This is a genomic window from Dictyobacter alpinus (assembly GCF_003967575.1).
Taxonomy (GTDB): domain Bacteria; phylum Chloroflexota; class Ktedonobacteria; order Ktedonobacterales; family Ktedonobacteraceae; genus Dictyobacter; species Dictyobacter alpinus.
Map to the genome: position 1 here is coordinate 462,785 of NZ_BIFT01000002.1, position 20,424 is coordinate 483,208.

At 51.3% G+C, this 20,424-nt stretch carries 17 protein-coding genes and 1 pseudogene; 7 read left to right on the forward strand and 11 right to left on the reverse strand.

Annotated elements, in window-relative coordinates:
• Positions 1 to 18: 18 nt before the first annotated feature.
• Positions 19 to 150: pseudogene (locus tag EL633_RS38280) on the forward strand (enolase C-terminal domain-like protein); the annotation flags it as partial.
• A 418-nt stretch (positions 151 to 568) separates the two neighbouring features.
• On the opposite strand, the gene EL633_RS24140 reads toward EL633_RS38280, so the two are convergent.
• Together EL633_RS24140 and EL633_RS24145 are read right to left on the reverse strand one after the other, a co-directional pair.
• Positions 569 to 2,008: a WD40 repeat domain-containing protein gene (locus EL633_RS24140; protein ID WP_126629848.1), complete on the reverse strand. Its 1,440-nt coding sequence runs from the start codon at positions 2,006 to 2,008 to the stop codon at positions 569 to 571.
• A 14-nt stretch (positions 2,009 to 2,022) separates the two neighbouring features.
• A complete protein-coding gene (locus tag EL633_RS24145; protein WP_246039246.1) occupies positions 2,023 to 2,559 on the reverse strand; it encodes an RNA polymerase sigma factor in 537 nt (178 codons plus the stop codon).
• A 147-nt stretch (positions 2,560 to 2,706) separates the two neighbouring features.
• Between EL633_RS24145 and EL633_RS38285 the strand changes: the two genes are divergently transcribed.
• Positions 2,707 to 2,889, forward strand: a complete 183-nt coding sequence (locus EL633_RS38285) for an HNH endonuclease (RefSeq protein WP_371865569.1) — start codon at positions 2,707 to 2,709, stop codon at positions 2,887 to 2,889.
• Between the two features lie 202 nt (positions 2,890 to 3,091).
• Positions 3,092 to 3,313: a hypothetical protein gene (locus EL633_RS24155; RefSeq protein WP_126629849.1), complete on the forward strand. Its 222-nt coding sequence runs from the start codon at positions 3,092 to 3,094 to the stop codon at positions 3,311 to 3,313.
• A 58-nt stretch (positions 3,314 to 3,371) separates the two neighbouring features.
• Here the strand turns inward: EL633_RS24155 and rhaI are convergent, their stop codons facing one another.
• The gene (gene rhaI, locus EL633_RS24160; protein ID WP_126629850.1) at positions 3,372 to 4,601 is read right to left on the reverse strand and encodes an L-rhamnose isomerase; all 1,230 of its coding nucleotides are present in this window, start codon (positions 4,599 to 4,601) and stop codon (positions 3,372 to 3,374) included.
• Positions 4,602 to 4,750: 149 nt separating this feature from the next.
• The gene (locus EL633_RS24165) at positions 4,751 to 5,587 is read right to left on the reverse strand and encodes a DeoR/GlpR family DNA-binding transcription regulator (RefSeq protein WP_126629851.1); all 837 of its coding nucleotides are present in this window, start codon (positions 5,585 to 5,587) and stop codon (positions 4,751 to 4,753) included.
• 407 nt (positions 5,588 to 5,994) lie between these two features.
• Here EL633_RS24165 and EL633_RS24170 point away from each other — a divergent pair, with 407 nt between their 5' ends.
• Together EL633_RS24170 and EL633_RS24175 are read left to right on the forward strand one after the other, a co-directional pair.
• Positions 5,995 to 8,094 (forward strand): bifunctional aldolase/short-chain dehydrogenase, encoded by a 2,100-nt coding sequence (locus EL633_RS24170; protein WP_126629852.1) that lies wholly within the window; start codon positions 5,995 to 5,997, stop codon positions 8,092 to 8,094.
• A 15-nt stretch (positions 8,095 to 8,109) separates the two neighbouring features.
• The gene (locus EL633_RS24175; protein ID WP_126629853.1) at positions 8,110 to 9,585 is read left to right on the forward strand and encodes a rhamnulokinase; all 1,476 of its coding nucleotides are present in this window, start codon (positions 8,110 to 8,112) and stop codon (positions 9,583 to 9,585) included.
• Between the two features lie 72 nt (positions 9,586 to 9,657).
• Here the strand turns inward: EL633_RS24175 and EL633_RS24180 are convergent, their stop codons facing one another.
• Positions 9,658 to 10,116 carry a DUF5990 family protein gene (locus EL633_RS24180; protein WP_126629854.1) on the reverse strand — a complete coding sequence of 153 codons (459 nt, stop codon included), beginning with the start codon at positions 10,114 to 10,116 and terminating at the stop codon, positions 9,658 to 9,660.
• 727 nt (positions 10,117 to 10,843) lie between these two features.
• Here EL633_RS24180 and EL633_RS24190 point away from each other — a divergent pair.
• Positions 10,844 to 11,317, forward strand: coding sequence for a MarR family winged helix-turn-helix transcriptional regulator (locus EL633_RS24190; protein ID WP_126629855.1), 474 nt, complete (start codon positions 10,844 to 10,846; stop codon positions 11,315 to 11,317).
• A gap of 36 nt (positions 11,318 to 11,353) precedes the next feature.
• Here EL633_RS24190 and EL633_RS24195 read toward each other — a convergent pair whose 3' ends face one another.
• Entirely contained in the window at positions 11,354 to 12,781 is a 1,428-nt protein-coding gene (locus EL633_RS24195; RefSeq protein ID WP_126629191.1) for a hypothetical protein, read from the reverse strand.
• A gap of 223 nt (positions 12,782 to 13,004) precedes the next feature.
• Between EL633_RS24195 and EL633_RS24200 the strand changes: the two genes are divergently transcribed.
• Positions 13,005 to 13,535 (forward strand): GNAT family N-acetyltransferase, encoded by a 531-nt coding sequence (locus EL633_RS24200; protein ID WP_126629856.1) that lies wholly within the window; start codon positions 13,005 to 13,007, stop codon positions 13,533 to 13,535.
• A 292-nt stretch (positions 13,536 to 13,827) separates the two neighbouring features.
• Here EL633_RS24200 and EL633_RS24205 read toward each other — a convergent pair whose 3' ends face one another.
• The 5 genes from EL633_RS24205 to EL633_RS24225 form a co-directional block, all read right to left on the reverse strand.
• Positions 13,828 to 16,461, reverse strand: a complete 2,634-nt coding sequence (locus EL633_RS24205; RefSeq protein ID WP_161982396.1) for a family 43 glycosylhydrolase — start codon at positions 16,459 to 16,461, stop codon at positions 13,828 to 13,830.
• 195 nt (positions 16,462 to 16,656) lie between these two features.
• Entirely contained in the window at positions 16,657 to 17,313 is a 657-nt protein-coding gene (locus tag EL633_RS24210; protein ID WP_126629858.1) for a DUF998 domain-containing protein, read from the reverse strand.
• Between the two features lie 63 nt (positions 17,314 to 17,376).
• A complete protein-coding gene (locus tag EL633_RS24215; protein ID WP_126629859.1) occupies positions 17,377 to 17,607 on the reverse strand; it encodes a DUF8691 family protein in 231 nt (76 codons plus the stop codon).
• Positions 17,608 to 17,726: 119 nt separating this feature from the next.
• Complete coding sequence (locus EL633_RS24220) at positions 17,727 to 19,448, reverse strand: helix-turn-helix transcriptional regulator (RefSeq protein ID WP_161982397.1); 1,722 nt, start codon at positions 19,446 to 19,448, stop codon at positions 17,727 to 17,729.
• Positions 19,449 to 19,573: 125 nt separating this feature from the next.
• Entirely contained in the window at positions 19,574 to 20,242 is a 669-nt protein-coding gene (locus EL633_RS24225; RefSeq protein ID WP_126629861.1) for a DUF2306 domain-containing protein, read from the reverse strand.
• Between the last annotated feature and the right edge of the window lie 182 nt (positions 20,243 to 20,424).

Consider the following 20,424-nt stretch of genomic DNA (forward strand, 5'->3'; position numbering starts at 1 on the left):
TCCGTCTGGCGCCTGTTCATGCGCGAGTTCAGCATCACCGCCTATAAACATCTCTCGACGGCGGTGCGCGTTCCCCTGCTCGTAGAGGAAACGTCCGATGGTGCCCATATGAATACCGCCGATTTTATCACCTCTGGCTGCGCTACCTTCATAAGTCGTCTGGCTTGCTGCCACTGACCGATACGAGCGCGCACGATGGACTGCAAGGTCTGCTACAGCGAGTAATGTGTTGCGATGATTCCATTTGCGCGCCTGTGCGATGAGAGGAGTCAGGAATCGGCCATTCCCCTTTGGCCGCATATCCCGCCTCTCGCTCCGCAAACAGTTGCTCCAACGTCCGGAAAAAAACGCTCGCTCCTCCCCTCTCTCCAGGAAGTCGGCTTCCAACATCTGTATGGCGCAAGTTGGTTGGGGGAGGGTCTCAAATGGCTTAGGTAGGGTCGGCATCCAAACCTGAAAACGCGTTTTCAGGTTTGGATGCCGACCCTTTTTATGAAGATAACATTTTACACCGAATCGGAGTAAGCTCTCTCTTCTGCTTTAGTCTAGCTGGATTTACTAAAAAGTGTTAGGGAATAGCTCGCCAGACAAGAACCTCAGCCGTCTTCTTGTCATCGCCGTTCATCCCTGCCGAGACGATATACTTGCTATTGGGCGACCAATCAAGGGTGAATATAATTCCCTGGCTATGCTCATATGTATAGATGGTTTTGCCCGTCGTGACTTGCCAAACCTGAACCTGACCGTTGGCCTCTTTGCCATTTGGATCCATATACTCCATAGCAATGTATTTGCCATCAGGTGACCAGACAGATAAGGTGCCACCGTTATGGGTCACAACATTTCTTCCAGTCAATGCATCCCATACCTGCGTAATGTCCTTACCATCACCAAAGCCGGTGGCAATACGCCTGCTATCAGGCGACCAGGCAACACTACCTACGGTTGCGGGTCCATTATAGGTATAACTGATCTGGCCAGTATGCAGATTCAGAACATAGACCAGCGATTTATCAAAGTATACTACCGCCAGATAATTGTTATCAGGTGACCAGACAACTTGATTAAATGTGCCAAGCAGCGCCAACTTTATCTCAGCCTTCTTCTCTCCCGTCGCTACATCAAACACCGTAAGTACATTGGGACGGCCTTCGCCAGTGGTAATCGCACTAATATCTTTTCCATCCGCAGACCAATGTACAAATCTGATCGATAATTCAGGCTGGCCAGGCATTGACTGGGGATACTTCACAGTTTTTATCAACGTGTTCGTATTGCTGTCCCAGATTTGAATATTGGAATGAAAAGGCAGCGCAATCTTGCTGCTATCAGGTGACCACTGGGCTGCAGGATAGAACCAATCGATTTCATTCTTCTTTTTTCCTTGCTTTACAAGATCTATCGGATTGGGCAACGTCAAGTAGGTCACACTGTTCTTACCCGTCAATGCATCCCATGAAGCGAAACTCTCGCCCGTCGAAGCAATACGCTTACCATCAGGTGACCAGCGTACACTATAAACGCTAAAGCCTTCTTGCTGATAGGAGGTAATGGTATCTCCCTGTTTACCTGGAGAAGTCGGAGTAGAGCTTATCGGAGGCTTGCTCAATACATTCATATTCGCCTTATTCGAATTATGCATCCAGGTAAAGGTAAGGACCATGCTGGCTATAACACACATGGCCACAGCAACAGCGATAAACACACCGAAACGTTGGCTAAATGTACGCCGTGGAGAGGTTCTCTTTGCTTCCTTTGTCACTATGCTCATAGGAATGACCTTCCTTTTCTCATTAGAATATTCCGTCGGTTGTTGTGCCGACATAATTCGTTCCCATGACCGTTGGAGGGAACGCATATCTTCCGCTGCCCCATTATCATGGCAAGCACGCTGCAGGTCATCAATAAAGCGCAGATCACGATCATCTTCTATCCGTGAGGTAGAAGAGAATTGTCTCATCAGCTCATCAAACTCTTCTAAAGAAGAGTAGTCATCACGCTCAGGCATAAACTCTTCCTTTCTCACTTCTCTGAATAGGCGGAACGTAACAGATTCAAAGTACGCAATAGCATCATGCGCACAGCCGCATCGCTTTTCCCCACTAGCCTGGCAATCTCCATACTATTCAGATTATTGACAAAGCGCAGCCGCAATATCTGTTGTTGGAGCCAGGGAAGTTGCTGCACCTGTGAGCGCAAGCGCAGATACTCCTCTCCCCGTTCAGCAAGCAGTTCAGGCATCTGATCTTCATCAGCATAGAGGGCATCCGCCAATTCATCGACATTCACCATCGTACGTTGAGAAGGAGAACGATAATAATCAGCAACTTTATTGCGCGCCACACGCCACAGCCAGAGCCGCTGCCTCTCCTCTGGAAGAGCTTGAAACGATTGGCTCTCACATCCAGCAAGAAATGTGTCCACCAGAAGGTCTTCTGCATCTTCGCGTGAAGAGACATGGAGGCGCAGGTAGGTCAAAATGCCTGGCGCATAACGCTGGTAAAGAATTGCAACTCCAGGTGTTTTCTCCATCCTCTTCAGATCCAGCGATTGCTGCATAATTTATTCCTAACGTTATTTGAGATACAGTTCGCATGCGATTTGTTCAAAATAACAGTCTGAATAGAGGGGGAAAGTGTAACATTCGAAGATAAGAGGGTGATTTTGTTAGTAATAGCGTAGAATTGGCTCTCCAGCAAAGTGCGTGTGGCCGGTTGCTTATCGCTGGAAAACGTCAAAGTTCACCACATTCGCAAACTCGCAGACCTCAATAAAGATGGAAAAGAGCGACCACGATGGGTCAAAATCATGGCAGCACGCCGAAGAAAGACCCTTGTGGTGTGTCACTTCTGTCATCAGGCTATCCATGCCGGCCAGCCCACGCGATAGAAAAGATCGGAGTGAACGAACGGAAAAGCCGGATGCGGTGAATGTCGCACGTCCGGTTTGTCGGGGGATGGATGGAAAAGGATCAAGCAACTGATACCTCGCCAGCCACCTGCCTACCGGCGTAAAGTTGCCTGTGGACTTGGGGGAAGACCAATGCTCTTCGGCGCAGCGGCTCCTGGGGAGGAAACAGGAACAATGAGCGATGCTGGAAGCGTGCGCGCGCATATGTTTTCCTACATTAATCAAAGCAACAACCGAGTATTTAGCAAGCGTTACCATTAGGCGTGGCTATGAATTGTGTGTTGCCGCGATCAACGTCCTGGCACCACTCCTGCTCGGGCGGACGCTGAAATCTCATCTCCAATATGTGTTGGAATTGAGACCACGTATCAAAGGGGTGCGCCGTAACCTTCAGGTTGAATAAAAACGTAAGAACCCTGAGTCTATGCTCAAGGTTCTTGCCAGTAGTGGTTCTGATTACGTCACGCGCCAGGATAGCCACCGAGAACGCCAGCACGTCCTGTGCGTTCACGTGCAATACGCTCGGCATAGCCACTCGAACGGAATGCACCAATCGGATCCGGTTCCAGTCCCTGTCGCACACGAACTTCTGCGAGCAAAGGACGAACATCCGTTTCATACGCATCTTGAAGCACACGATAGGCCGCTAAAACATCACCCTGCTCCTGCACTTGTTGGAGGGCAACGCGGTCAACCAGGAGAGCTTTGGCATAGGCGATCTGGATATGCATGATGCTTTGAATCATGGCTTCAATCTTTGGCTCAATATTGTGTGATTGATCAATCATATACGCAATACGTCCGGCATTGGTATTTCCCTCATGCTGCGCGCCAATGATCTCGTTAAAAATGCAGAACAGTTCGAAAGGATTGAGAGAACCGGCCATCAGATCGTCATCAGCATACTTACGATCATTAAAATGAAATCCTCCCAGACGTTCCTCTTCAAGCAGTTGTGCCACAATCTGTGCAATATTAGTCCCCTGAGGATGGTGACCTGTATCGACCAGTACTTCGGCCTGTGGTCCCAGTTTTTGTGCCATGAGAAGTGAGGTTCCCCAATCAGGGAGATCTGTCGAGTAGAAGGCAGGTTCAAAGAACTTATATTCGATGAAGAGACGCATGTCAGCGGGTAATGCGGCAACGATAGTCTGGAGAGCGTCATGTAAACGATGACGCCGTCGTCGCAGATCATCCTGACCGGGATAGTTTGTGCCGTCTGCCAGCCAGAGACTGATGACCTTTGAATCAATGGTTTGCGCGATCTGGATACACTCCAGTACGTGCTCAATGGCCTGCGTCCGTACTTTTGGATCAAAATGGCAGAGACTTCCAAAGCGATAGACGCCATCCTGAAACAGGTTGGGGTTCACCGCCCCAAGCCGTAATCCCAGATGCTCGGCATACTCTTTCACCTTTGACCAGTCATCAACCAGATCCCAGGGAATATGCAAGGCAACCGTTGGGCAACAGCCCGTTACTCGCTGAACCTGGGCGGCATCTTCCAGTTTCTCATAGAGCGTAGATGCCGCGCCAGGCCAGGGAAAGACTTTGAAACGTGTTCCCGAATTGCCATATCCCCAGGATGGCGTCTCAATAGAGAACGCCTGCATCTGCCCGATGATCTGTTCAACATCCATGCCCTGCCGGGCCAACGCCATGCGCGACTGCTCAAATAACTCTTCGGCCATCGTGTTGCTCCTTGTGTTTCTCCATCTTGAAACTCATAATAAACATTCTTTGTATGATCCAGGTCCTCATCTGCGAGAAAACCAGCGTATGCTCATTGAGTTGTATCCCGGAGCGATAGAAAATGTCTGACTGAAAGTGTGCTTTTCCCTTATGGTGCGCTGACAATCTGTATATCGATGCCCATATTACGAAACTGGGTAACCATCTGTGTGGGGGCCTGGGTATCGGTGATGATGCATTGGAGTCGCTCGATAGGACAAAAGGTTGCGAGCGTCACCTGCCCCCATTTGGTCGAGTCGATCACGGCAATAACTTCTTGTGCTGAGTTGACAATGGCCTGCTTCAGTTCCACTTCTTCAGCATTGACATCGGTCAGACCAGCATGCAGCGTCAGCCCCCGGGCACCAACAAAGGCTTTACTAATATGAATCTGTTCCAAAATAGATTGCCCCCAGTGACCAACGAGTGAGTGGGATTCCTTCCGTAACATGCCACCAGGAAGCATGACCGATACTCCAGGAATCTGGAGGAGATCTATGCCTGCACGAACCCCATTAGTGATCACAGTCAGGTCACGTTTGGTATGCAAAAATGGAACAATGGCAAGAGCGGTTGTGCTGGCATCAAGCGCAATAGTTTCGCCATCATGAATCATGCTGGCAGCTACCTCCCCGATCCGTTCTTTTTCGACATGGTGGAGCTGTTGTCGCACATCGATACTCAACTCGCTGGGATTTGAGACTGACGTGTTTAAAATTGCTCCTCCGTGGGTACGCAGAACCAGCCCCTGTGCTTCTAACCAGTTCAGATCTTTACGAATGGTCACATCAGAGACGGCAAAGCGTTCACGAAGGTCCGAGACCATCACCCGTCGCTCTTTCTCTACGACCATCATGATCTGTTGTCGTCGCTCAGAGCTAAACAATGCAGTGTCGTCATCAATAACTGTTTCGTTTTGTTTCGTTTTATGCTTTTCACTATGCATGCTTTGATAGTCTATCCTTTTCGCCACTGGTATCTCCCCGGATCATCCTCTCACCACTATTGTCTCACCAAGAAACAGCTATTGATATGCATCAGGCAGATCCTATCACCGGGGTCCAAGCTATTTCGTTTCGTTTTGTTTTTATACCATAAAACGTGGCTGCTGTCAATTGATTGCATGTTCTATTGATTTTTACTCTTTTTATCTACTGTATTTTCCTACATATCCAACGAATCTTCAACAGATATTGACAACGCCCATAGATTAATGTATCTTTTTGAAAGAAATAGAAACAAAACGAAATATCTTTTCTCGTACCGCTAAGAAACACCTGGCTCGTAGTCATGAGCCAGACCACTATTGCTTCTCGTGCCAGACACGGTCTGAGCGAGAGATGAGGGAATATCATGACGGATAGCGCAGAACAAGAGCCGAAGGCGTTGGCTCTTCTGGTTGCACGCTCACGGAAATTAGGGGCTGATCGTTCCGTGTGTAACTGGGGTGGAGGAAACACGTCAGCAAAATCTGAGGAGATTGATTTTCGCGGTCGTACCACACAGGTGCTCTGGGTCAAAGGGTCGGGTTCAGATCTTGCCAGTTGTTCTGAGGCCTCATTTACCGGTCTCTACCTCGACGATCTGCTCCCGTTGTTGGAACGAGAGCAGATGAGCGATAGTGAGATGGTCGCCTATCTAGCACACTGTTTCTATCAACCAGGCCAACCTCGGCCATCGATTGAGACATTCCTGCACGCGTTTCTTCCTTTTGCGCATATTGATCATACGCATGCCGATGCCACCAATTATTTTGCCTGTGCAGCTGATGGAGAACATCTGGCTCGCGAATGCTTTGGAACTGATCTTGTCTGGATCCCTTATCGCCGTCCCGGCTTCGCACTGGCACGCGAAGTAGCCCTGAGCGTGCGGGCTCATCCCCATGCGAAACTGGTGATCCTCGCCAAGCATGGTCTCATTACCTGGGGAGAGAGTGATGAGGAGTGCTTTACCTCGACGATGGCAGCCATCGCAAAGGCCCGCCAGTTTGTTGAAGCTCGTATCGCACAGCAACCCGGACAGGCGCAGTTTGGGTCAGAACGCGTTGCCGCGCTTGCTCCTGCGGAACGGCAGGTCATTGCCACACAGATTGCGCCTACACTTCGAGGCCTTGTCTCTGCTCATACACGACAGGTTCTGCATTTTGAAGATAGCGAAGACATTCTTGCTTTTGTGGGGAGTGAACAGGCTCCTCATCTGACAAAGATTGGTGCAGCCTGTCCTGATCACCTTGTGCATACCAAACCCTGGCCATTGCTGGTTGGATGGACACCCACCGAGGGGCTTGAGAGCCTCCAACAGGGGTTGACCACAGCAATAGCCGGATATGTCGAACGGTATGAACGCTATCTGGAAGAGCATGCGGAACAAGATTTAGATCCTGATGCGCCCATGAACGTTGTGCGTGCGGCTGAGGCTGTTGTTGATCCATACCCGCGCATTATCCTTATCCCAGGCATTGGGATGTTCTCAACCGGGAAGGATGCGCTCTTTGCGCATATCGCAGCCCAGCTGTATCATCGCGCCATTGCCGTCATGCGAGGCGCTGAAGCATGCGGAGGTTTTGTCTCTCTCAGCGATTCTGAGAGCTATGCCGTTGAATACTGGCCGTTGGAACAATATAAGCTCAAACTGGCGCCGCCGGAACGCGATTTTGCTCGCCACATTGCCCTGGTCACAGGAGCAGCCGGTGGCATTGGTTCTGCAATCTGCCGTCGTGTCGCACAAGAGGGTGCGCATATCGTTGTGACAGACATTGATCTGGTTGGAGCAGAACGTGTAGCAGCTGAGATCAATCAACAGTTTGGCGCCGGGCGTGCACTTGCCGTCAGGATGGATGTCACAGATGAAGGGAGTGTGCGCGCTGCATTTGGTCAGGCAGTTTTACAGTTTGGAGGAATTGATATCCTGGTGAACAATGCCGGTCTCGCGTCCAGTGCTGCCATTACCGATACCAGTCTTGCCGAATGGAATAGGAATTGGAACGTGCTTGTCACCGGCTATTTTCTGGTCGCTCGCGAAGGTTTTCGTCTCTTACAGCAACAGGGGCGTGGGGGTGCGATGGTCTTTGTTGCCAGCAAAAATGCGCTGGTAGCTGGCAAGAACGCCGCCGCATACTCGACCGCCAAGGCAGCGGAAGTACATCTGGCCCGTTGCCTGGCCGAGGAAGGGGGAGCCCTTGGTATTCGTGTCAATACCGTCAATCCCGATGCGGTTCTGGCTGGTTCGCGAATCTGGGAAGGATCATGGAGACAGGAACGTGCTGCGACCTATGGGGTTGCACCTGATCAGCTTGAAGAGATCTACCGGAAACGGACAACGCTGGGTGTAAATATTGTTCCACAGGATATCGCGGAAGCCGTAGCATTTTTTGCCTCACCGACACGTGCTCTGAAGAGTACAGGGAACATTCTTAATGTTGATGGTGGCGTGGCGGCCGCATATACTCGCTAAGAAAGGGACACCCCGGTGAAGCAGCGCATTGTTGCAGCCATTGATCTCGGAGCCGAGAGTGGGCGTGTCATGGTCGCTCACTTTGATGGTGAACATTTTCAATTGGATGAGATCTATCGCTTCGCGAATCGCTCTATCGTGGTCAATGGTCATCGTTTCTGGAACGTATTGTCTCTGTGGGATGAGATGCTTGCAGGACTGCGAAAAGCCAGGCAGACGTATGGCACGCTGGATAGCATCGGTATCGATACCTGGGCGGTTGACTATGGCCTGGTTGATGAACAGAGATTGTTGTTGGGGCAGGTATTTCAGTATCGTGATCACCGCACCGATAGATTGATGGAAGAGGTATGTGCACGCATTGGGAGGGAACGCCTCTATGCGCGCACAGGCATCCAATTCCTTCCTTTTAATACCCTGTATCAACTCTATGCCCAGCGATTGATGCAGCCCGATCAGCTACACTATGCTCATCGCCTGCTAATGATACCGGATATATTCCATAGCTGGCTCTGTGGCTCTCTCGAAGGAGAAAGGACAAACGCCTCAACAACGCAATGCTGGGATCCACTGGCTGGAGCCTGGGCACGTGATCTCTTGCAGGAAGTAGAGATTCCAGCGCATATCTTCCCGGAGGTTGTTGAAGCTGGCAGTATCCTTGGCGATGTCTTGCCGGCACTGCGCAATGACCTTGGTCAGGCCCGGGTGATTGCACCAGCAACCCATGATACAGCGTCTGCAATTGTCGCGGCTCCAGTTTCTGGAAAGGAGCATTGGGGATATATTAGCTCTGGCACCTGGTCGTTAGTTGGGATGGAACTTGCACACCCTGTTTTGAGTGAGGTAGCGTGTCAGGCAAACTTTACCAACGAAGGTGGTGTTTTTGGCACGACACGTTTCTTGAAAAATGTCATGGGCCTCTGGCTTTTACAGGAATGCCAGCGCCAATGGGCCAGAGAGGGACACAGGATAGATTATGAGACATTGTTCGCGGAAGCAGACGGCGCACGTCCCTTTCAGGCGCTTATTGATCCGGATGACCCACGATTTCTAGCGCCAGAGAATATGCTGACAACGATCAATGTCTATCTTCTGGAGCACGGCCAGCAAGCGCTCCAGACTCCCGCCGCATTTGCTCGCTGTATTATGGAGAGCCTGGTTGTACGGTATTGTGATGTGTTTCGCCAGGCCTGTCAGATTACCGGGAGAGATCTTACCTGTATCTCTGTCCTGGGTGGCGGCGCTCGCAATACCTCCATGAACCAATGGCTGGCTGATGCACTTGGCCTTCCTGTTATGGCCGGTCCGATCGAGGCGACGGCTTCTGGCAATGCGTTGATGCAACTGGTGGGCCTGGGTGAACTTCATGACCTGAAGCAGGTGCGTCAGATTGCCAGTCACGCCCCAATACAGACATTTTTCCCTCGCGCTGATCAGCACGCAAGCTGGGATGAAGCCGCGGAGCGTTTGCATACGCTGCAGTTCAGATGAGTTTCTATTGACACTACTCTTTACAGGAGAAAGGCCAGTTCATGCTGATTGCACGCGTTATCACTCAACAGATCAAACAGGGTGCTGATCATCTCGCCTGGTCCAACCTCCATCGAGCAAGGGAACGGTTCCACTGCCGGTTCCAGCAATCCGTGCGACAAAAAGAGTGGTTCTTGATCCCCTATCGATCTCGTCCCATTTCACCATGGGGAGAGGGATTTTCAGTCGTCTGATCCAGGAAGGCTGCTCTCCCTCCAGAGACTTGAGACTCAAATAGAGAAAAGGAACCCTCGGAGTGCCATGAACATAGGGACCCCGAAAGCGAACGGTATCGGTTTGCTGTGTTCGTTCCACTGGAACCTCAACGTCGTAGAAGAGAGAACTGTCTGGGTTCTGTTGCCCAGAATGAACATTCTGTTGCCGATCTTGGAGACCGAAGATTGTCGATCCTTGCACACACGAGGTATCTGGCGACTGCATGCAGGTCAACTGGAGACGCACCGTCGCTGCTTCTGCCTTCATTGTTGTCATACAGAGTCCTTTTTCCTGATTACTTGCCTTGTGCTATGAGCGCTACCCGTTTCGGAAGGAGCAGGTTGAGCCTGCTCGACTGGGTTAAAGTAGTACGCATACAACCAGAGATGAGCACCTGCACTTCTTTCGGCTCGTCTTCCCCTGGAACCTCTTCAAAGGGCCACAATTGACGCCGGTCGGCGTTGAGAATGAGCGATCATTGATCAGTTGCACCACTACAACGCTCTCAATGAAGCAGCTCGCAACGCGGGCTGCCCGTCCTCTCAAGCAAGTATACCCAACTTCTGCGAAAGATGCGAGGTTCTGCTGCATTACTTGGCGTCATTGCCAGATAATGCGTTATTCTTCTCGGGAAGAGAAAGAAACGAAACGTTTCTCAAGAGTGAAGAGCACGCAGAACTTTGCCATCCATTGCGGTATGAATGAGCCGTTCTTGCTCATAAGGATGGGCCACCAAACAACTTGGCTCATCCTTATGAGCAAGCTCTGGCTATGAGGGTCACTTGAGCAATCACCTGGGCAACTTCTTGTCCATCACACCTGACATCGTGGGGCACCATAATCAGCGATGATTGCCATGAGAGCGCGACAACGAGTGTGCGAGAGAATCTCCTCGACGAAACAGAAAAGCGTCGTTGATTTCTAACCCAAGTCGCGAGAGGATCAGGGCAAGAATGATCAAGATGGGTCGGTCTTCTGCGGGAAACGTTGAAGAGATCGGTCCATGAGAATGCACACTCTTGACGCCGCTTATATGCGGGTATATACTCGCAATATGGAAAGAACATTTTCTTGTCATTGTATAACGCTACGCTACGCAGCACAGACCCTCACTGAGGTCTATGATCGTGTCCTTGCACCCAGTGGTCTCACGGTAACGCAACATCTGCTTCTGAAAAATCTTCTTCAGGAGGAAACAGAGCAGAGTCTTACGAATCTTGCTCACACACTAGGAAGTGATCGTTCAACCGTTGGCAGGAATGTGCGTATTCTCGCACGCGACGGATTGGTCTCTTTAGGTAGAGGAAGCGACCGACGAGAGCATACCGTCCATATCACGCAGAAGGGACGTGAAACTGTGGCTCTCGCCGCTCCCTTGTGGGAGAAGTCCCAGACAGCCGTTGAAGACACTCTCGGAATAGAGCAGTTGAAGACGCTCCGGATGCTTCTTTCTCAACTGGAAGAGATAAGCATCTGACGTTTTTGCCCAAGTGTGTGTACGCCTATACATGAGTCATCCCCAATTTTTCTGAAATCGCTCAAGGTCTCGGATGAGTGAGCAAACCGTGAGGGGATCATCAGAAGGTGGGAGGAAACAACCGAAGCGGGGACGGTCATCGTCCCACAAGCGACTGAGTGCCCATCGGATCCGATAGAGTGGTGCCTGCACGTGCAGGCACCGCTTTCCGGTTCGGTGACATCGGAAGCGCAAGAGCGCTTGCACGAGTTCGTGATGCCTCGGATCAAGCAAGGAAAGCAGGAAGGCATAGACGAGCATGACCATACCAAGCAACTTGAGTCGAGCTTCTAACGACCACAACCGAGGACATTCCAAGGCCAATTCACATTTCGCATAGCGAAAACTCACCTCAATTTGCCATCTCCGACGATAACTGAAGAATACATCCCATGCTTGCTCTTCGGTGTGGACTGGCTCATTGGTGATCAAATACATGATGCCTTTTTTGACCCGCGCTTTCACGAGAAACAATGGTTCATGCGTCTGAGGATGGCGAAGGGCTGTCCACCACAAATCACAGGCCATCTTTTCTCCCGTTCTGCCATCCCAGATCTCTTTGTGCGCGCGATACTTCTTCCCCTGGCCAATTTGCCACAGCTTCTTTTCCTCTCCGGCCAGTGTCAGAAACACGTGATGTTTGACCCAGCGGATAATGAAACGGGCTCGATACTTGGCGAGCACGCGCAGCCAATATCCTGAGGCATAGCCGCGATCAAAGACATGAACCAGCAAAGAACCCCATTTTCTGACACAGATCCGCAATCCCTCTTCTTCCGCATCTCGGAGCCTGGTGGCAAAGACGCCTTTGGTTGACCACCACTTCGTGACTGCCAGATGGGGAAGCCCTTGCATTCCGACAATGAGTGCAGCATTCCACTGCATTCCCATGACCCTGACCGGACGAGCAGCAGGCCAATTGAACACGAAGCCCCGCTTTGTCCGCTGCCGCCTCTTGGCTTTACTCGAGAGAACCGGGCAGAGTCCTTCCAACTTTTCGCTTTCGGCTTTCTCCAGCACACTTCCATCCCAGATGCAGAGGATCCGCTTGCATTGCTCTTTGAGGGTGCGTACCTCCTCATCTGCTTTTTCCAGCAGATAGTCATCAATGAGCCCCACGGTCCACTTCACGGATCGCAACAGCTTTCCAACCCGCTTGGTGCCTGCGGTGGCACTCGTTGAGTACCCATCATAGCCTTGCAGATAGGAACCAAGCTCACTCAGCCACAAAGCTTGTGGATTTTGACGCAGGCGGATGATGGCAACCAGGCATTGCAGTAAGGTGCGCACCAACCGTTTGTCTAAGACATCATCGAGCCTGAGCAAAAAAGGCTGCAAAAACTGTTCAAGCAACTGAAGCAGATGCTGTGATCCCCCCTGCGGATCTTGTTCCAAGCGTTTGAAGGTTTCTGACAATTCTGACATAATAACGATGGATCTCCTCATTTAGTGATTGTTTGCTTTTCATATTCAACAGTCTAAATGACGAGATCCATTTTGCCTAGTCCTTCTTTTGAAAAATTAGGGATGACTCATAATGGAGATGAGGAATGCATCACAAAGCATCACAAGACATTTGCTTGCATAAGTAGTCTTCTTGCTCTGCTTACAAGAACTGATGGCCGAACGACCAGAGAAGGGAACGTAGATGATGGAGAAATATTTTTCTCTTCGAAATGCCAGGGACGATGAGCGGGGGATCATCCAAGATCTTACCCTCGCTGTGTATGCGCAGTATCAAGCGGTGATGCCCCCAGCTTTCTGGACAGTCTATCGACACAATCTCATCGCAACCCTGAATGGGGAAGGCAACTTTGAACGGATTGTCGCTGAGCAGAATGGATCGATCATTGGTAGTGTTTTGCTCTATCCACCAGAGTCTGATCCCTATACACATGCGACCAGCGGCGTCTCCTATCCAGAAGTCCGGTTGCTCGCGGTTCTCCCGCAGGCGCGTGGACAAGGGATTGGTACCGCTCTTATGAAGGAGTGCGAACGGCGTGCCCGGGAGGCAGGAGCACAGGCCATTGGATTGCACACGGCAGAGATCATGCAGGACGCGATACGCATGTATGAGCGTCTGGGCTATGTCCGCTCTCCCGAAACCGACTTTCGGCCTGGCGAAGGAGTGACTGTGCTCGGGTACCGACACACGTTACGTCATGAAGTTTCGCAATAACCTTTGAACAAGGAGAAGAATCATGAAGGTTTTTGCATTGGGTTCGTTTACCAGGACAATCACAGATGAGCATGTGATGCAAATCATGCGAAGGAAAGTCTTAATTGTTCGCGAGTCATGTGGAGCAAGTCTACATCGCCTTGAGGCATTTGCTTCATCAGGTTTGAGCACGATGATCGGAAACGGATGACCCGCAGACCATACGGTCAAAATAATGCTACTCGCACCAGAAGCGAAAAAGGAGAGATCAGACTCATCCGATCTCTCCTTTTGTTACTCATTCACGCACAGCTCAGGGCTGGCGATACACATGAACATAGTCAAACTGTGCGGGAATGGTATTGGCAGGTCCCGATGAGAAAGCATAGAGACCAATTTTGATAGGATAGGCGGCCGAAGCAGGATTCAGGTCCCATGCGTTCCCTTTCACCCAGTGTACGCCGTCCAGGCTGCTGTAAGGTGTATAGATGGTGCCGGTCCGATAGATGCGTAGCCACGTGGTGACCATTGGATTGGCGGCTGTGCTGCCATTTATGGTCGGATTCGGATTTGAGAGGTAATCCCAGCTCTCACCCTCCAATGGACACTGCTGGGCCGTATAGGCCTTGATGGCGACGTTGCTGCCTGCCGCCGGTTGTACATCACAGCTCGTCTGATCTAACGGAGCCGGATCCAGGTTTTCATGACCAGCGATGACCTTGTTCAGCGATTCATGGTGCGTGACCCCGGCTTTGATGTAATGGTCGTCATCGCTATAGACGAGCAGACCCGCCTGCTGGTAATTCGTGTCCGGGTCAAAGGTCATCTTTGTCTCCAGCATATAATTACCGGAGGGCGCGTTCTCTACCAGCAGATTGGTTGCGTCGTTGGCGTTGCGATAGAGATCACCATTGACGGTAATCGAGAGTTGTCCATTCGCCAATGTGTGCCGAGAGGGGTCTTCACGAACCCAGGACCACTGCTGCCCCAGTGTGCTATTGAACTCATCAGAGTATGGAGCAAGCAGAGTGCCCGTCTGTGGTACCTGCTGTGGCGGCGCTACATGATGTGTCAGCGGCGCAGTCGCTATATTATCGAAGTCGGCTGTAGCATTCTCAGTGATAAAGCCAACCCGACCGTCGTTGTGGTGGAATGAAGCCGGGAAGGCGCGCTCCTGTACAGCAACCGGATCACGCTGCGAATCAGAGAGCTCAAAGCGGTAACGTGCCTGCCCTGGCTGACTGGTAAGTTCATCAATAGTCAGTTGGTGCCAGTCGGTGGCATCAAAGTTGGCTGGTAACGGTGTCGACTGCACCTGTTGAATCACATGACCATTCTGGTAGGCAGCGGTTACCAGCGTCTTGTGAACAGGATCAACAAAGGCTGCGATAAAGGTCCCGTGCGTATTGCTCTGCCCCTTCTGCGTATAAGAGACAAAGGCACCATAGCGTCCATTCGTTCCACCCGTTTGCAGACGCAAATCCAGTTCCGTATGCGCTCCCTGAGGGACCGTTTTCTGGCTGATGAGCAGGGCCTGGTCATTCGCGCTCTTCTGCTCTACATACCCGCCGGCAGCCGCATCACCGGAAATCACCTGCCAGTTGCCATTTACGCTCTGCCAACTGATACCCAGATCGCTATTGTTGGCAGCGTTGAAGGTATCACCAACGATTGGCGTAGTCACTGGAGCAACGTTGGTCAATGATGGACCCTTACCATCGTTGACCGTTGGCCAGCCGTCAGCTGTCCAGTCAATACGATCCATCAGTAACTGGCGAAATGAGATGCCTGAGCCATTCACCCAGCCATTGTTCTCATCCACACCATGATAGATGATCCAATCTTGCCCAGATAGGTCGGTGATGATGGCGTTGTGCCCTATCCCCCGCCACTTGTTGCCGTTCTGCTTGAGTGTTGGATAGCCACCACCTTGCGCGCCGCTGTTGACTCCGGCTGGATCGGTGGAAGGGCGCTGCGTTGGCACCGGCTGTCCGCTCGGCGTGACCATTGGAAAGCCATTCTGGTCGATAAATGGTCCCAGCGGCGAGGTCGCCCGGCTCACCACGACACTATAGGGACTCTCAGGACCGACACAACAATTAGCGGTGGAAGAGAAGTTATAGTAATATGCTTTGCCATTGACATCATGGCGGATCACATAGGTGCCTTCATAGCGATCCCAGTGCCCAATCTGGTATGCGGGACCACTGACCTGCAGACCGTCAGTAGCCAGTTTCTGCACCAGTGTGCCACCATAATAGCTCCCATAATACAGATAGCGTTGTCCATCGTGGTCGGTAAAGACCGCCGGATCAAAGGTCCAGTAATAACAGTTGGGATCAGTATTGTAGACACAGGCACGCGGTGGTACGATCGGCCCATGCTGGAAGCTGCCGCCCGCTGAAGGACCCACATCCTGCCAGGGACCAGTCAAACTATCGGCGACCGCCACACCTATCGAACTGGGACTCGCGCCAGTCCCATATTTCGGCAGAGCTTTCGTAGCCGAGGCCGTGTAGTACATATAATATTTGTGGTTAAAATACTGAATGTCAGGCGCCCACAAGCCCGCGTTGGCATCAACCCAATCGGGTCGGCTGGCCATGGCATCACCCACAAACTGCCAGTGTACCAGATCCGTCGAACGATGAATCGGGAGGATATGGTATGATCCATCCTGCCAGCGATCCGAGGTGGCAATCACATAATAATACCCATCCAGCCCTTTTATAATGGATGGATCAGCCAGGTTCTGAGGAATAATCGGATTATGATAGGAGGTGGGACCAGCCTGCGTGCCCGTTGGCAGCGAAGCCGTACTCGTGGTCGTGCTGGCCTGGGCATTGCCGGCCAGCGAAAATAGCAACACTACCACGAGAGAAAAAATGCTAGACCCATACGAATGTTTCAATAGCGCTGCCCTCGCTATTGGAAAGAGTCGCGACATGTGCAGCTCCTTTGCTTGTGAATAGACGGTCATTCCACCTATTCTTTTTACTTTTTACAACGATGTAAAGCAAATGTACCATGTGAAATTCGCCTTTGTCAATGCACTACCATAGCAGACAGGCTCTTCAAGATGGAAAAGCTCGTGAATCCTTGTCTAACGGTATCTTTTCATCGCCTGTATGCTCTGGCGGATCTAAGCGCTTGTTTTGCGCAGGTGGTGGGCAACCAGCCAGAGCCAGAGCAGACTCAGGCCGATGAAGATGCGTTCAAAGAGGCCAAAGTAACCAGAGCTATGCTGACCCATTTCTATGCCAATAGCGGTAAACATGGTGACAAAGGCAATAAGCATCAACCAGGCAATAATAGACAATCCTCGGCCTGATAGCGTCGCGCGCCAGTCCCGTTCAAACAGACGTGGTAGCCTGAAGGTGGCGACCAGCATACCAGTAAAGGCGATCACCGCGAGCAACAGGTGCAGTCCTCCATGTAGCGTGTGGTGAGTAGTACCCTCTAAATCAGTTGGGAAACAGGCCAGCAACAGGGAACCGATTCCCCAGAGCGTCAGACTCAGTAATCCTGGATGCCTGCGCATAGATGTGGAAGCGGCCAGCGGCCAGAGAACAGGAAGCAGGGCCAGCGAGAGCAGGCCGCGTACGACGAAAGCGATGGTCATCAGGAAACTAAAAGGCCCTACGGCAAAGTCACTTTCGGCATGAAAGAGCGGGGTATAGTCGGGTCGTAAGACATGGAGCGTGACTACCAAAACAAGGTAGAGCAAGATGCCTCCCTGTGTGACCAGAGGAAGCCAGTGTGGTTTAAAGCGCTGTGTTTGTTGTGATGCCAGTTTCATGATGCAATTCTCCCGATAGATGCAAAAATTAGATTTTGACGGCTTATTGATGGATAGGAAGATTTAGGATTGGGCTTTAGCATGGGACTCATCCACGCGGGTAAGTTCCAGCAATGGTATGCGCAGGTCACGTATCTTCATGAGGATGCTATGTAGCGATGCCTGATCAACGAGCTCGCTGCGCAGCACACATTCCCCTTCAGGTGTATTGGTAACGGCCAGACCTTCAAACCAGTTCATCCATTCCTCAGAGAGGTGACCACGCAGGCGAATACTATAGCGGCCCTCGGACATGTCGTTTCCTTTCTTGCATTGGCAGCAAACGCTTTACATGTCGTAGTGTAGCAGTGATATAGACGAAGATGATGCTACCCAGGTACTATTCGAGGTAGCATCCTTTATGGAAGAAGGGATTAGAGGAGTCCTATTTTGCGGGCCTGAACGAGAGCCTGGGTGCGGTTGCTCCCCCCAAGCTTGGAGAGAAGATTGCTGATATGACGCTTCACGGTATTGACAGTAATTATCAACGTGTCGGCGATCTGCTGATTCGAGGCGCCGCTGGCAATCAAGCGCAGGATCTCCATTTCGCGCTCACTTAATGGCTCAACGAGTGCCTGCGCTCCCAGGGAGGTATAGCGCTGGGGAGGTGGCGCGGGTGTGGCGGGTATTCCCTGATGCCAGGCACGCTGTACCGCACGAATGACGGGAGAGGTCATCAGGCGTTCTGCCAGATGGATAAAGAGGCCATGCAGCAGCATACCGGCATCCAGAAAAACGCGCAGATAGCCTTCTCGCTCGGCCAGCGGTAGCAGATCTTCAAAGCATATCAGCGCCTCCTGCTCATTTTCCAGCAAATGATAGGCCAGACTCTGTAATAATTGCATTCGTAACACACGGTCAGCGCGTCCACCAGCTTTGGCATCGGGCAACAGGCGATCGATAATCAGTAATGCTTCTTGTGGTCGACCAACCTGCAAGGCATAACGTGCCTGCACCACATCTTCTAGTTCGCTGGTCAGCGGGGGCAACGGCTCCTGCCGCTCACAACGAGCCGCATACCACGCGCTGGCTCGTCGGTGCAGCAGAGACTGGTGTTCACCGCCTGCTTGCTGTAAACGGATACGCAATACTCCTGAGAACAAGTGGTGATAGCGGAACCAGCGCCTCTCTTCATCTAAAGGACTCAGGAAAAGATTGGCCTGCTCAAGTTGGCGTAAGCGCTCCTGACTGTCCTCCTGTTGGAGGAGTGCATCACACAAAGGAGCAGAAAATCGTTCCAAGATCGAGGTTGAGAATAAAAATTTACGCACCTCTGCCGATTGACCCTGCAATACTTCATCGGTCAGATAGTCCAGAATATAACGATGGCTGTCTTGCAGTCCTTGCAGGACACGATCGATATCAGCCTGCTCCTGCACTAAGAGCGCCGCCAGTTGCAGACCTGTGATCCAACCCTCTGTCTGCTCTAGCAAAATTTGATCCTGTTCAGGTGATAGCGATAAGTGCATGGCTTCACGCAAAAAGGTACGTCCTTCTTGCAGGGTAAAACATAGATCAGCATCGCGCAATTCGAGCAGGTGTCCTCGCCCACGCAGGCGTGCCAGAGGCAATGGTGGATCAGCCCGGGTAGAGATGATAATGTGCAAAGACTGCAGATGTTCCAACAAAAAGCTTACCGCCTGATGCAATGTGGGCTCGGTGATAACGTGATAGTCCTCAAACACCAGTATTGAGGTCGTGCCACTTTCAGCCAGGTGGTCATTCAAAGTATTGATCAGGACAGTCAGAAAATATTGATTGGAGCGCGCCTGGAGCAGAGGCAGGCACACAGCACTCAGGCCCGGTACAAACGTTTCCAGGCCAGCCAGCACATAGCGCCAGAAACAGGCTGGATCATTATCGTCCGCATCCAGTGCCAGCCATGCGTAGCACGTCGCTGGCACTGATTTCAGCCACTCAACCAGGATCGTCGTCTTACCAGCTCCAGCGGGAGCTGAAACCAGCGTCAGTCGACGTTCTCTGCTAACCTCAAGTTGCGCCAGTAACCGTTGACGCGTCACCAGACGACTGGTAAGCAATGGTATGCGCACCTTCGTACGTAACAGAGGTAGCTGCTCCTCACCTCTCTCACTCATAGTTATGCTTGAACCTCTCATGATGATTATGATCAATCATACCATGATGTCCCCGCCTGCGAACATGTTTACAACACCGTAGTGCTGGTTATCTTCAACGGCCAGGATATACGTTTATGATACTTTCAAATTACTCCCCTTTTTGCTGTTCGCTGAACTCGTTGCAGAATGAGCCACTCTGCCACAAGAAGATTGAGCACCAGTGCCAGCCAGATGCCAGTGCCGAGCGTTGTATCGAGGATCTGACTGATATTCAGGGGACGAGAAAGGTGACCGCGAAGAAGCTGCACCAGGATGCTCAATGGAACGATAATACGAGCGACAACCGCGACCAACGTAAACGCATAGTTACGTACCATCCAGGTAAAATGTTCTGCTATACGTCGCCTGCGAATGGCACGATAGGCCATAGTCGCGCTTATAAGCCAGAGCACAGCTAACGTGAGAAAAGCTATCTGGCTTGTAAAATCACGTGTATAGAGCCCAACAATAAAGCCAGCTATACCGCTGATCAACACACAACTCAGGTAAACACGCCCAATGTTTTGATGCACGAAAAGAAATCTTCGCCGCACTCCCGGGATGAACTGCAGGGGACCAATGACCAGCGCAATGAATGCAAGGAATATGTGCGTTGTCAGCAGAGCATAATGGAGGGAGAAAGAACTCTCTAATCTGATCCTGCTTTGAGCTGGATTGAGTTGGACATAAGGAGAGATCATTACCATCCCGATGCCAAGAATGACCAGTAGGCCCAGACTCCAACCTACGTATTGCCGTACCTTCACCATCATATGACGCTCCTCAGAAAATGAATGTGCTCCAGCCTCTGGGGCAGCGATCCTACCGCCAGCGCAATGGCACGATAGGAACAGTATAGCGTGCACAGATGACAATCCGATGACACGATCAGATGCATGACGCAGGAAGGAAAGAACGCGATTGTTCTTTCCTTCTATCCAGATTTTCCGTAGAC

Bases quoted from the DNA above. Each gene is read 5' to 3' on its own strand.
- EL633_RS24140 (WP_126629848.1), bottom strand. From the start codon at position 2,008: ATGCCTGAGCGTGATGACTACTCTTCTTTAGAAGAGTTTGATGAGCTG.
- EL633_RS24145 (WP_246039246.1), bottom strand. From the start codon at position 2,559: ATGCAGCAATCGCTGGATCTGAAGAGGATGGAGAAAACACCTGGAGTT.
- EL633_RS24155 (WP_126629849.1), top strand. From the start codon at position 3,092: ATGCTGGAAGCGTGCGCGCGCATATGTTTTCCTACATTAATCAAAGCA.
- rhaI (WP_126629850.1), bottom strand. From the start codon at position 4,601: ATGGCCGAAGAGTTATTTGAGCAGTCGCGCATGGCGTTGGCCCGGCAG.
- EL633_RS24165 (WP_126629851.1), bottom strand. From the start codon at position 5,587: ATGCATAGTGAAAAGCATAAAACGAAACAAAACGAAACAGTTATTGAT.
- EL633_RS24170 (WP_126629852.1), top strand. From the start codon at position 5,995: ATGACGGATAGCGCAGAACAAGAGCCGAAGGCGTTGGCTCTTCTGGTT.
- EL633_RS24180 (WP_126629854.1), bottom strand. From the start codon at position 10,116: ATGACAACAATGAAGGCAGAAGCAGCGACGGTGCGTCTCCAGTTGACC.
- EL633_RS24190 (WP_126629855.1), top strand. From the start codon at position 10,844: ATGAGAATGCACACTCTTGACGCCGCTTATATGCGGGTATATACTCGC.
- EL633_RS24195 (WP_126629191.1), bottom strand. From the start codon at position 12,781: ATGTCAGAATTGTCAGAAACCTTCAAACGCTTGGAACAAGATCCGCAG.
- EL633_RS24200 (WP_126629856.1), top strand. From the start codon at position 13,005: ATGATGGAGAAATATTTTTCTCTTCGAAATGCCAGGGACGATGAGCGG.
- EL633_RS24205 (WP_161982396.1), bottom strand. From the start codon at position 16,461: ATGTCGCGACTCTTTCCAATAGCGAGGGCAGCGCTATTGAAACATTCG.
- EL633_RS24210 (WP_126629858.1), bottom strand. From the start codon at position 17,313: ATGAAACTGGCATCACAACAAACACAGCGCTTTAAACCACACTGGCTT.
- EL633_RS24215 (WP_126629859.1), bottom strand. From the start codon at position 17,607: ATGTCCGAGGGCCGCTATAGTATTCGCCTGCGTGGTCACCTCTCTGAG.
- EL633_RS24220 (WP_161982397.1), bottom strand. From the start codon at position 19,448: ATGAGTGAGAGAGGTGAGGAGCAGCTACCTCTGTTACGTACGAAGGTG.
- EL633_RS24225 (WP_126629861.1), bottom strand. From the start codon at position 20,242: ATGATGGTGAAGGTACGGCAATACGTAGGTTGGAGTCTGGGCCTACTG.